Source organism: Streptomyces tauricus, from assembly GCF_014650955.1.
In the GTDB taxonomy this organism is placed as follows: Bacteria; Actinomycetota; Actinomycetes; order Streptomycetales; family Streptomycetaceae; genus Streptomyces; species Streptomyces tauricus.
The window spans coordinates 96,486-108,534 of record NZ_BMVY01000008.1 but is presented as its reverse complement, the minus strand read 5'-3'; the positions used below and the strand labels follow the sequence as shown (position 1 = coordinate 108,534).

Below are 12,049 nucleotides of genomic sequence, written 5' to 3'. Positions count from 1 at the left end.
CACCCGACCGGGTCCGCGGGCTCGGCTGTTGACGAGCGGGACCGGCCACGGCTCGGCTCTGTACCGAGCCGTGGAGCAGCGGTGGGTCAGTTCTTCTTGAGGAAGTCCTCGCGGGCGAGGAGGCCGGTGTCCGGGTTGTCGGTGAAGACGCCGTCGATACCGGTGGCGAAGTACGTGGCGAACGCGCCGAAGACGTCACCGTAGGCGTCCACGTCGGTGCCCTTGCGGAAGTTCGCGGGCAGGAAGGGGTTCTCGTTGCGCATCGTGTACGGGTGCAGGATGAGGCCCTCGGCGTGCGCGTCCCGGACCAGGGTGGTCGGCGTGGTGAGGTTGCCGCTCGCGTCCTTCGGGATGATCAGGTCGAGGGTCGGCCCGATGCCCTGCGCGTAGGAGGCGATCCACTTCAGGCCCGCGGGCCTGACCAGGTCGGCGACCGTACGCGGGTCACCCGTCTCCACGAAGTCCCAGGGGCGGCTGTTCGCGGCGGACAGGAGCACGGCCAGGGGGTTGTCCACCAGCTTGTTCAGGCGCTGGATGCTGGTCGGCTCGAAGGACTGGAGGATGACCGGCGAGTTCTTCTTGTGCAGGCCGTGCTTGCGCAGCACCTTGGCGACCCGCTCCTCCAGGCCGAGGCCCAGCTTGCGGAAGTAGGTGGGGTGCTTGAGCTCGGGGTAGATCCAGACCTGCCGGCCGAGCTTCCTGCTCTGCTCCTCGCGCCAGCGCAGCACCTCTTCGAAGGTGGGGATCTCCCAGCGGCCGTCGTAGAGCGTGTTGTGCGGGCGGTTGGCCGGGACGCGCTCCTTGGCGCGGAGGGTCTTCAGCTCGGCGAGCGTGAAGTCCTCGGTGAACCAGCCGGTCGTGGAGACCCCGTCGAGGAGCTTGGTGACCTTGCGGTCCGCGAACTCGGGGTGCGCGGAGACGTCCGTCGTACCGCCGATCTCCGGCTCGTGGCGGCACACGAGGTGGCCGTCCTTGGTCGGCACCAGGTCGCCGGCCTCGATGATGTGCGCGCCCATGTCGAGGGCGAGCTGGTACGAGCCGAGCGTGTGCTCCGGGCGGTAGCCGCTGGCTCCGCGGTGCCCGATGACCGTGGGCTTGGGCAGGCTCCTGTAGCCGCCGCTCCCGTGCTTCTCGGCGGCTCTCGCCGTGGCCGGCAGTCCGAGGACCGCTCCGCCGGCGCCGAGGACCGCGGCCCCGAGCAGTGCGCGCCGGCCGGGAGTGGTCCCGGTCCGGCCGTCGTCCGACCCCTGCGTGTCCCGCGTCCCCTGCGTGCCCATGAGCGCTCCTCCGCATACTGCCCTGCACCTGTCAAAGCGGGACTGATCGTAGGTGCGGTGGGGTGACGGGTGGGAGACCTTGGACGGAACACGTGGGTGACGGTGGGTGTCTTGTGGGCGGCGGTGGGGCGGGGGCGGTTTTCCGCGCTCGTCCTCGAACGCCGGACGGGCCGGAGGGCAGCCGACGGCGGGCGGAAGTTTGGGCGGCGGTGGGCGGGAACCTGACCCTGGAGGGCTAACTCGTGCGGGCTTCGTCACATCGCGACTCGTGGATGACAGCCGTGTGACGTACCGCCACCCCAGGTAAACAAGGGTCAACCGTGCGTATCCAGTCGGTGAACCCGATGTGCAAGACCCCGGCGCGCGCGAGTATCGTCCTCACCTGCACAGACTTGAAACCCACACAGACTTGTCACCCACCCCTTGACACCGGAGGGCCCGTTGTCCCGCTTCGCGCTCATCAAGGCAGTGCTCGGACCGATCATGCGCCTGATGTTCCGCCCACGGGTGGAGGGTGCGGAGCGCATCCCGGGCACGGGCCCGGTCATCCTCGCCGGCAACCATCTCACGTTCATCGACTCGATGATCATGCCGCTGTTCTGCGACCGCCAGGTCTTCTTCATCGGCAAGGACGAGTACGTCACCGGCAAGGGCCTCAAGGGGCGGCTGATGGCGTGGTTCTTCACCGGCTGCGGCATGATCCCGGTCGACCGGGACGGCGGACGCGGCGGTGTCGCCGCGCTGATGACGGGGCGTCGGGTGCTGGAGGAGGGCAAGGTCTTCAGCATCTACCCGGAGGGCACCCGCTCCCCCGACGGCCGGCTCTACCGCGGCCGCACGGGTATCGCGCGGCTCGCGCTGATGACCGGGGCGCCTGTGGTGCCGTTCGCCATCATCGGCACGGACAAGATCCAGCCCGGTGGCGCCGGGTTCCCCCGCCCCGGGCGGGTCACCGTTCGCTTCGGCGAGGCGATGGAGTTCTCGCGGTACGAGGGTATGGACCGTGACCGGTATGTGCTGCGGGCCGTGACGGACTCGGTGATGGCCGAGGTCATGCGGTTGTCGGGGCAGGAGTACGTGGACATGTACGCCACGAAGGCGAAGGAAGCGGCGTAGCCGCGGGTTTTTTGCCTGTCGGCCGCGCATTGTCTTCGGCTTCGTGCGCCGTTCCCCGCGCCCCTGGGGGATGAGTGCGGGGGCCGTTCGTAGGTGCGGGCCGTCGTGGGCTGAGTGCGCGGTTCCTCGCGCCCCTGGGGGGGGTGGGGGGCTCGGTTACGGGTGTTCGGGGGTGTCGCCCAGTTTTTGGGTGCGTAGGAGGATCCAGGCTGCTGCCGATGCGGCCAGGAGGACCGTCGCGCCCAGGCCTGCCGCCAGGGCCACGCCGTCCACGAAGGCCGTGCGGGCCGTGTCCAGCAGGGGCTCGGGGGTGGACAGGGCCGAGGAGGCCTCCACCGCTCCGCCGAGGGACTCGTGGGCCGCGTCGGCCACGTCCCGCGGTGTGCCCGCGGGTGCCGTGAAGCCGGCGTAGACGCCCGTGACGATCGAGCCCAGCAGCGCGATGCCGAGGGCCGCCCCCAGTTCGTACGCCGTCTCGGAGACCGCGGACGCGGCGCCCGCCTGCTCCCTCGGCACGCTGGAGAGGATCACGTCGGCGGTCACGGTGAAGGAGAAACCCGCGCCGACACCGACGACCAGCAGCGCCCCACCGAGGAGCGGATAGCCGGTGGACTGGTCCAGGACCGTCAGCGCGCCCAGGGCGAGCCCGATCGCGGCGAGGCCGCCCGCCACGACGGCACGTACCGAGTAGCGGCGCGCGAACGTTCCCGCCACGAGGCCCGCCGCCACCGCGCCCACCGCGGCGGGCAGTTCGGCGAGTCCGGCCTCCAGCGGCCCGCGTCCCTGCACGAGTTGCAGGTACTGCGAGAGGAAGAAGACCACTCCGGACAGGCCGAGGATGGTCAGCAGGTCGGCGAGCACCGCTCCGGAGAAGCCGCGGTTGCGGAACAGCCGCATGTTCAGGAGCGGTACGGGGAGCGTCAGTTGGCGGCGTACGAATCCGTACAGCGCCGCCGCGCCCAGCAGGGCCGCCGCGGCCGCCGTCACGTTCGGGCCGTGCGAAGCGGCCTCCTTGATGCCGTAGACGATTCCCACCATGCCGACGAGGGACAGCACGACGCTGACGAGGTCCCAGGGGCCCGGCTCGGGGTTGCGGGACTCCGGCAGCAGCTTCACGCCGACCAGGACGAGGACCGCCATCACGGGCAGGTTGATCAGGAAGACCGAGCCCCACCAGAAGTGTTCGAGCAGGAAGCCGCCGAGGACGGGGCCGACCGCGGTTCCGGCCGAGGCGGTGGCGCCCCAGATACCGATGGCGAGACTGCGTTCGCGCGGGTCGTGGAAGAGGTTGCGGATGAGGGCGAGAGTGGCGGGCATCAGCGTGGCACCCGCGACACCGAGCAGCGCCCGCGCCACGATCAGCGCCTCGGGGCTGTTCGCGTATGCGTTGAGCACCGAGATCAGGCCGAACGCCACCGAGCCGATGAGCAGCAGCTTCCTGCGGCCGACGCGGTCGCCGAGACTGCCCATGGAGACGAGCAGACCGGCGATGACGAACGAGTAGACGTCGCCGATCCACAGGAGCTGGTTGCCGGAGGGCTTCAGGTCCTCGCTGATGTAGGGGGTCGCGAGGCCGAGGACGGTCGCGTCGACGGCCACCAGCAGCACGGCGAGGACGAGGACGGAGAGCGCGAGCCAGCGGCCCGGTCGCTTCTCCGTCTCCGTGGCGAACGCCGGCCGCGTCGTGCTGGTCATGATTCCTCTCTCCGTAGTGCGCCGCCGAGCAACAGCTCGACGATCATGTACTGGAAGTCCTTGGCCGCCACCCGGCCCTCGCTCACGGCCCACGCCCCGGAGGCGAAGAGCCCGTAGAGGGCTTCGGTCAGCCAGGCCGGGGTCAGGTCGATACGGAACTCGCCGCTCTGCTGGCCGCGCCGGAACAGCGCGGCGATCCGGGCGTCGATCCGGGCCCAGCCCGCGTTCTGCTCCTCGCCCTCGAACAGCTGGTTCTCGGTGTAGAGGAAGCCGAGCAGCCCCGCGGCGCTCTCGAACTCGCGCACCAGACGGCGTACGGCCTCGCGGGCGGTGTCGTCGTCGAGCCGGGCCGCGTCCAGCGCGGCCTCGCACTCCTGGATGCCCAGCTCTTCGAGCGCCCGCACCAGGGCGTCGCGGCCCGCGAACTGGCGGTGCAGGGTCGCCCGGCTGATCCCGGCCGCCTTGGCGACCTCGTCCATGGTGGCGGTGGCTCTGCGGGTCAGCAGGGCGGCTGCGCTGCGCAGCACGTGTTCACGGTCGACGGCCATGAGACAACCATAGCCCATATGAGACATACATGTCTCACGCGGGGCACGCGACGCTCACCGGCCGGGCCCGCCAGGACCCGGAGTCTGGGGTCAGAAGTCGGAGGTCAGAGGGTAGAGGTCGGAGGTCAGTGCCAGGGCAGTGTGCCGCGGTACTCCCAGTACGCGGTCGGCTCCTCGGCCAGTGTGTCGAGACGGGCCACCTGCCCGTCATCGAGATCGACCACCGCGGCGTGCAGGTTGGACGCGAGCTGGTTGGTGGTGGCCGCGCCGGAGAGGACCACGCCGGCCCAGGGGCGGCGCAGCACGAAGGCGAGGGCGACCGCGTCGGAGCCGACGCCCGCCTCCTCCGCGATGGCGCGCACGGCGGGCGGTGCGTGCGGGTCGGCGAGGCGGCCGTTGGCCATGCCCTCCTTGATGATCACGGTGAGTCCGGCCTCGTGCGCCTCGGCGAGCGCGGGGCCCGCGGAGGTGTCCAGGACGTTGTACGTGGCCTGGACGGTCCGGAAGAGGGGCGCCGAGCCGACGGTCACGGCGAGTGCGGCGCGGATCGCGTCGGCCTGGGCGGGACCGCTGGTGGAGAAGCCGACGGTCAGGCCCCGGGCTGCGGCCTCGGCCAGTTCCGCGTGCAGTTCCTTGTCGGTGAGGGCCGGGCTCTCGGGCGTCACCGAGTGGATCTGGTAGAGGTCGAGCCTGTCGCCGAGCAGTTCGGCGGACTCGGCGCGCTGCCGCTCGTACGTGGTGAGGCTGTGGTCCTTGATCTCGTGCGCCTCGGCGTCGGTACGCCAGTCGGCCGTGTAGGTGTAGCCCCACTTGCTGCCGACGACGATGTCGTCGATGCCGGGGCGTGCCTTCAGCCAGCCGGCGAGGAACTCCTCCGAGCGGCCGTAGGAGCGGGCGGCGTCGAAGTAGCGGACGCCTTGGGCGTAGGCGGCGTCGAGGAGTTCGTGGGTGCGGGTGCGCAGCGTGTCGACGCTGCGGTCCTCTCCGAGGTCTTCGTCGCGGCCGAGGGTGATGTAGCCGGGGCGACCGATCGCGGCGAGGCCGAGGCCGATGTGGCAGGTTGGGGTGGTTGCTGTTGCCAGTCGGGCGAAGGGCATCGCGAGCTCCGTGGGTCGGCTGCGGTACGGCTGTGCGACCAACGTATCCCGACGCCGTTCCCACGGACGCCCCTCCGGGGGCCGGGGCGGGGCGGGTGCGGGTACGTCGTGGCTGGCCGCGCAGTTCCCCGCGCCCCCAAACAGCCCAGCCATCCACTGCAGGTACGCCATCGTCACCCGCGCCGTTCCCCGCGCCCCCAAACAGGTTGGTCGCCTGCTGGGGGCCGTATGGGGCTGAGCGCGACCTTCCCTGTGCCCCCGAGGGGCGAAAAGACCGGGGCGCAGCCCCGTCTTTTAGGGGCGCGGGGAACTGCGCGGGCAACCACGACCCACCCGCAGCAGGCAACCAACCGTCACACAAACCCCCCAAGGGGCGCGGGGAACTGCGCAGGTGACCGGCCATCGCACCCCCAGGGGCGCGGGGAACTGCGCAGGTGACCGGCCGTCAGTCCTGGCCGGCGTATCCGAAGAAGCGGCGCAGCCTAACCCCTCGACTTCGCCGTGGCCCACGCGTGTTGCGACGCCACGTCCGACTTCACCTCCGTGAGTTGGACCGCGACCGCACTCGGCGCCGTACCGCCGCGCGCGTCGCGGGACGCCAGCGCGCCCGGTACGTTCAGGACCGACCGCACCTCCGGCGTGAGGTGGACGGAGATCTTCGCGAACTGTTCGTCGGTGAGCCCGTCGAGCTCGACACCGTCGGCCTCGGCGACCTTCACACACTCCCCCGCGACCTCGTGCGCGACCCGGAACGGCACGCCCTGCTTCACCAGCCACTCGGCGATGTCGGTGGCGAGCGAGAACCCGGCCGGAGCCAGCTCCTCCATCCGCTCCCGGTTGACCGTCAGCGTCGCCATCATCCCGGTGAAGGCCGGCAGCAGGACCTCCAGCTGGTCGCAGGAGTCGAAGACCGGCTCCTTGTCCTCCTGGAGGTCGCGGTTGTAGGCGAGGGGGAGAGCCTTGAGCGTGGCCATCAGACCCGTGAGGTTGCCGATCAGGCGCCCGCTCTTGCCGCGCGCCAGCTCCGCGATGTCCGGGTTCTTCTTCTGCGGCATGATCGACGAGCCGGTGGAGAACGCGTCGTGGAGGGTCACGAAGGAGAACTCCTTCGTGTTCCAGATGATGACCTCCTCGGCGATCCGGGAGAGGTTGACGCCGATCATCGCGGTGATGAAGGCGAACTCGGCGGCGAAGTCGCGCGAGGCCGTGCCGTCGATGGAGTTGCCGACGCTGCCGTTCTCGAAGCCGAGGTCCTTCGCGACCGCCTCCGGGTCGAGACCGAGGCTGCTGCCCGCGAGCGCGCCGGAGCCGTACGGCGACACCGCGGTCCGCTCGTCCCACTGCCGCAGCCGCTCGGCGTCCCGGGAGAGGGCCTGCGCGTGGGCCAGCACATGGTGGGCGAACAGCACCGGCTGGGCATGCTGCAGATGCGTACGGCCGGGCATCGCGACGTCCGGGTGCGCCTCCGCCAGCCCGACGAGCGCGTCCTGGAGGTCGGCGATCAGACCGCCGATGATCCGGGCGTGGTCACGCAGGTACATCCGGAAGAGCGTGGCCACCTGGTCGTTGCGCGAGCGGCCCGCACGGAGCTTGCCGCCGAGGTCGGGGCCGAGCTGTTCCAGGAGCCCGCGCTCCAGGGCGGTGTGGACGTCCTCGTCGGCGACGGTTCCGACAAAGGAGCCGTCGGCCACGGCGGCCTCCAGCCGGTCGAGGCCCGCGAGCATACGGGTCAGCTCGTCGTCGTCGAGGAGGTGGGCCTTGTGCAGCACGCGCGCGTGGGCACGCGAACCGGCGATGTCGTAGGGCGCCAGCCGCCAGTCGAAGTGGACGGACGCGGACAGCTTCGCCAGGGCCTCGGCGGGACCGTCGGCGAACCGGCCGCCCCAGAGCCGTACGTCACCACTGTTGCTGCTCACTGGCTGCGCTCCTCAGAACTGTTGGGAAGAGGGCACCTCGGAAGGGGCGCCGGGAACTGCGCGATCAGCCACGACACACCCGCACCCGGCCATCCGCGGGGCCTCGGTGCGGCACACTCACCGCTATGCATGATTATGCAGAGCAACGCATGACTCGTCAATCCAGACCGCGCCGACAGGAAATCGCGGCCCCGATTGAACGCGAGAAACCGCTTACCCGTACTTCACCCCGAACGCCGGCGCCGCGTCCGTGCAGCACCTTCGAACCCCACGTCGAAGTCACTGCCAACCCTCCCCCGACCCACTCCTGACCCAAGTGAGGCACCCCCATGTCCAGGGCTCTTCCGAAGTACAACAAGCGCCGCGTGGCGATCATCGGCGGCGCTGCCGCGGTGGCGTTGTCCGGAGCGGTGATCGCAGGTTCCGCCCTCGCCGGGGAGACGTCCGAGAACACCAACGGCCAGGCCGGCACCCTCGCGTCCCCCGGCACGATCAGCTGCCCCGCCGTGGACGGCAGCCTGCCCGCGATCCCCGCGTCCGCGCAGGACGAGGTCACCAGGAACCTCGCCCTTCTCGACACCCAGATCGCCGAGGCGAACAAGCGACTCGTCGACACCGTCGGCCAGGGCGGCGCCAACTTCGTCCAGAACGCCATCCTCGGCCCCCTCGAAGACAAGCGCGTCGCCCCCCTCAACCGCATCGAAACCGCCATCGGCCGCACCGCCGCCAAGCCCGAAGGCCTCGAAGCACTCGCCCCCTGCGAACTGAACGCCGACGGCGCGGCCGACACGGGCGACGAGGCGGGCGGTGAGGCAGGCGGCGAGGCCGGGGCCGAGCCGACCGAGACGGCCACGGAAGAGCCCGGCGGAGCGGACGATGGCGGCGCGGGTGACGCCGGCGACGCGGGTGCCGTCGGCACCGTCAACTGCCCCGCCGTCGAGGGCAGTCTGCCCGCGATCCCCGCCTCCGCGCAGGACGAGGTCACCAGGAACCTCGCCCTCCTCGACGCCCAGATCGCCGAAGCCAACCAGCGGCTCATCGACACCGTCGGCCAGGGCGGCGCCAACTTCGTCCAGAACGCCATCCTCGGCCCCCTCGAAGACAAGCGCGTCGCCACCCTCAACCGCATCGAAACCGCCATCGGCCGCACCGCCGCCAAGCCCGAAGGCCTCGAAGCACTCGCCGCCTGCGAACTGAACCAGTAGTCCCGGCGCTCACGGGCCCGCCCCGCTCACCGGCCGGGGCGGGTCCTGAGTCATGCAAATAGTTAGACAGGCGAAAGAGTTTCGTCGATAATCAACGACCATGGGAAAGACCTACGAACGCATAGACGGCCGCCTGCGTACGTTCATCGAGGCGCAGCCCCTCTTCTTCACCGCGACCGCGCCCCTGTCGGGCGACGGCACGGTCAACCTCTCCCCCAAAGGACTGACCGGTTCGTTCGCGGTGCTCGACGACCTCACCGTCGCCTACCTGGACTTCGCCGGCAGCCACGCCGAGACGATCGCGCACCTGCGGGAGAACGGCCGGATCACCCTGATGTGGTGCGCCTTCCAGGGCCCGCCGAACATCGTCCGGGTGCACGGCCGGGGCGAGCCGGTCTTCCGTGACGACCCCCGGTTCGAGGACCTCCTCGCACACTTCCCGGCCATCACCCCTGACCCGCACGGCCTACGGGCGATCATCGTGGTGACGGCCGAACTCGTCCGGGACAGCTGCGGTTACGCCGTGCCCTTCATGTCGTACGACGAGGACCGTGACCTGCACGCCAAGCGCTTCGCGCGCGAGGACGACGTCTCGCTGAACGCGTACTTCGAGAAGAAGGAGCACATCGGGACCAGCATGGACGGCCTGCCCGGGCTGCCGCTGCCCATGCCGGCCCGTACCGTTTGAGCATGCGCCCCGGAGCCGCCGTCCTCGCGTCCGTGTCCCTCCTCGTGCTCGCCGCGGGGCCGGTTCACGCAGGACCGGCTCACGCGGGACCGGCCCACGCGGGATCGGCTCCCGCCGGCCGGGCCCCGCTGCCCGAGCGGATGGCGGACACGGGCGGCGGGAGCCAGCTCATCACCGCGCGGGCCGCCCGGACCTCCTCGACGACCGGCACGGTCACCTGGTGGAACCGGCGCGGCGGCCACTGGGTGCGGGCCGGTTCCGCGCCCGCGCGCTTCGGCGCCAAGGGACTCGTCGAGGGCGGCTCGCGCAAGCAGGGCACGAACACCACACCCACCGGCCTGTACGACCTGCCGTACGCGTTCGGGATCGCCCCGGCGCCCGAGGGGACGCGCACGCCGTACCGCCGGGTGCGGGACACCTCCTGGTGGTGCCAGGACAACGCCTCCCGCTCCTACAACCGGTGGACCGACCCCCGCCCCGCCGACTGCCGCGCCGCCGAGTCCGAGCACCTGATCTCGTACAAGGCGCAGTACGCGTACGCCCTCGTCGTCGGCTTCAACTACGCGCAACCCGTACGGGGTCGGGGCGCGGGCATCTTTCTGCACGTCAACGGGGCCGGGGCGACGGCCGGTTGTGTGTCCGTGCCCGAGGACGCCATGCGGCGCATCCTGAACTGGGCCGACCCCGACCGGGATCCGCACATCGCCATCGGGACGGACGGCGGCGGGCCGACCGCCCTCACCGGCCACCAGTAGAGCTACTGGAGCTACTGGAACTACTGGAGCTACTGGAACTACTGGAACGTAACCTCTGCCGGTTACCGCGAGTCTCAGCAGTTCACGGCTTGCCCCGCGGCCCGTTGAACACACGGCCGTCCCGGGACGTACCAGTGGGCCTAGGGCCTGTCTGACAATTCCCGTCGTCGCCCGGAGGGCGGCCGGGCGGCGTCAGATGCGTGCTCTCGGCGTGCCGGGCACAGAGCCTCGTACTGGACGTACTTGGCTCTGTGCCCGGTGCGGCGAGAGTGCGTGCATGGCGTCGCCCGGCAGACGGGAACTGTCAGACAGGCCCTAGGGGTCACTCCCCTTTCCAGCGTCCCCCACGGAGGAACCGTGAGCACGATCGCCGGCGGTCGCGCCGCGCGGCGCCAGACGATGCGCCGTATCCGCCCTCGCCGCTCCCCCGCCATCCCGTTGCTGATCGCCGTATGGGCGGGCGCGGCGGGCGTCGTCTGGCTCTGGTGGAGCAACACGCCGTCCATCGCGGACGACAAGGGCCGGATCCTGAACGCGGGCCGGATCACCGGTCTGCTCGCCGGGTATCTGATGGCTCTCGTGGTGCTGCAGATGGCCCGGGTACCGGCCCTGGAACGCCGGGTCGGCTCGGACCGGGTCGCCCGCTGGCACGCCATGAGCGGCCGTTACATGCTCTGTCTCGTCCTCGCCCACATAGGGCTGACGATGTACGGCTACGCCCTCCAGGCGAACACGGGGGTCGTCCAGCAGACCGTCGACTCGGTCAAGACCCTGCCCGACATGGGCAAGGCGGCCATCGGTACGGGTCTGCTGCTGTTCATCGGCCTGATCTCGGTGGGCGGACTGCGCAAGAGGATCCCGTACGACACCTGGTACCACATCCACCTGCTCACGTACGTGTCCGTGTACCTGTCGTTCTGGCACCAGCTCTCCACCGGCAACGACTTCGCCGTCGAACCGACCGCGACCACCGCCTGGTACGCGCTGTACGGGACGGTCACCGCACTGGTGATCTGGTACCGGGTGATCACGCCGGTCCGGCTGAACCTGCGCCACCGGATGCAGGTCGAGGAGGTCGTCGAGGAGGCCCCCGGCATCGTCTCCGTGCTGATCAGCGGGAAGCGGCTGCACCGGATCGGGGCCGAGCCGGGGCAGTTCTTCCGCTGGCGGTTCATGGCGCCGGGCATGCGGCTCAGCTCGCACCCGTACTCGCTGTCGGCCGCGCCGCGCCCCGGGCTGCTGCGGATCACCGTCAAGGCGCTGGGCGACCACAGCACCGCGCTGAAGGGGCTGAAGCGGGGCACGCGGGTGTGGGCCGAGGGCCCGTACGGCGCGCTGACCGCGTCCCGGCGCAGCCAGGGCAAGGTGCTGCTGATGGCCGGCGGTGTGGGCATCACCCCGATGCGGGCGCTGTTCGAGACGCTGCCCGCGGAGCGTGGCGACCTCACCCTGCTGTACCGGGCCAACAGCACCCAGGACCTGGCGCTGTGGGACGAGTTGTCGGCCATCGCCGACGAGCGCGGTGCCCGGCTGATGTACGCGGTGAACAGCCCCGACGGGGAACGCCCCGACATCAACCCGGAGACGCTGCGGCAGAAGCTGCCCGACATCGACGACCACGACGTGTTCCTGTGCGGGCCGCCCGGCTTCGCCGAGGGCGCGTACACCGCACTGCGCGGCGCGGGCGTGCCCGCCCGCCGCATCCACCACGAGTCCTTCGAACTCTGAGAACCCTGAGAACTCTGAGAATCC

At 70.7% G+C, this 12,049-nt stretch carries 10 protein-coding genes; 5 read left to right on the top strand and 5 right to left on the bottom strand.

Annotated features, from left to right (window positions below; genetic code table 11):
* Positions 1–86: 86 nt before the first annotated feature.
* Positions 87–1,277 (bottom strand): glycerophosphodiester phosphodiesterase, encoded by a 1,191-nt coding sequence (locus IE278_RS15445; RefSeq protein WP_189772661.1) that lies wholly within the window; start codon positions 1,275–1,277, stop codon positions 87–89.
* A 492-nt stretch (positions 1,278–1,769) separates the two neighbouring features.
* Here IE278_RS15445 and IE278_RS15440 point away from each other — a divergent pair, with 492 nt between their 5' ends.
* On the top strand, positions 1,770–2,393 hold the full coding sequence (locus IE278_RS15440; protein WP_225891333.1) for a lysophospholipid acyltransferase family protein: 624 nt from the start codon (positions 1,770–1,772) through the stop codon (positions 2,391–2,393).
* A 156-nt stretch (positions 2,394–2,549) separates the two neighbouring features.
* On the opposite strand, the gene IE278_RS15435 is transcribed toward IE278_RS15440, so the two are convergent.
* From IE278_RS15435 to argH, 4 genes are all read right to left on the bottom strand, one after another.
* Positions 2,550–4,088 carry an MFS transporter gene (locus IE278_RS15435; RefSeq protein WP_189772659.1) on the bottom strand — a complete coding sequence of 513 codons (1,539 nt, stop codon included), beginning with the start codon at positions 4,086–4,088 and terminating at the stop codon, positions 2,550–2,552.
* Positions 4,085–4,636 carry a TetR/AcrR family transcriptional regulator gene (locus tag IE278_RS15430; protein WP_220451677.1) on the bottom strand — a complete coding sequence of 184 codons (552 nt, stop codon included), beginning with the start codon at positions 4,634–4,636 and terminating at the stop codon, positions 4,085–4,087. The genes IE278_RS15435 and IE278_RS15430 overlap by 4 nt, the downstream gene beginning before the upstream one ends.
* 125 nt (positions 4,637–4,761) lie before the next feature.
* Complete coding sequence (locus tag IE278_RS15425; RefSeq protein ID WP_189772655.1) at positions 4,762–5,733, bottom strand: aldo/keto reductase; 972 nt, start codon at positions 5,731–5,733, stop codon at positions 4,762–4,764.
* Between the two features lie 482 nt (positions 5,734–6,215).
* Positions 6,216–7,649, bottom strand: a complete 1,434-nt coding sequence (gene argH / locus IE278_RS15420; RefSeq protein ID WP_189772653.1) for an argininosuccinate lyase — start codon at positions 7,647–7,649, stop codon at positions 6,216–6,218.
* A gap of 329 nt (positions 7,650–7,978) precedes the next feature.
* Between argH and IE278_RS15415 the strand changes: the two genes are divergently transcribed.
* The 4 genes from IE278_RS15415 to IE278_RS15400 all read left to right on the top strand — a co-directional run bounded on the left by IE278_RS15415 (position 7,979) and on the right by IE278_RS15400 (position 12,025).
* Positions 7,979–8,854 (top strand): hypothetical protein, encoded by an 876-nt coding sequence (locus IE278_RS15415; protein WP_189772651.1) that lies wholly within the window; start codon positions 7,979–7,981, stop codon positions 8,852–8,854.
* 100 nt (positions 8,855–8,954) lie between these two features.
* On the top strand, positions 8,955–9,542 hold the full coding sequence (locus tag IE278_RS15410; protein ID WP_189772649.1) for a pyridoxamine 5'-phosphate oxidase family protein: 588 nt from the start codon (positions 8,955–8,957) through the stop codon (positions 9,540–9,542).
* Between the two features lie 2 nt (positions 9,543–9,544).
* Entirely contained in the window at positions 9,545–10,297 is a 753-nt protein-coding gene (locus IE278_RS15405; protein ID WP_189772647.1) for a L,D-transpeptidase family protein, read from the top strand.
* Positions 10,298–10,696: 399 nt separating this feature from the next.
* Positions 10,697–12,025, top strand: coding sequence for a ferredoxin reductase family protein (locus IE278_RS15400; RefSeq protein WP_189772954.1), 1,329 nt, complete (start codon positions 10,697–10,699; stop codon positions 12,023–12,025).
* The last annotated feature ends 24 nt before the right edge of the window (positions 12,026–12,049 follow it).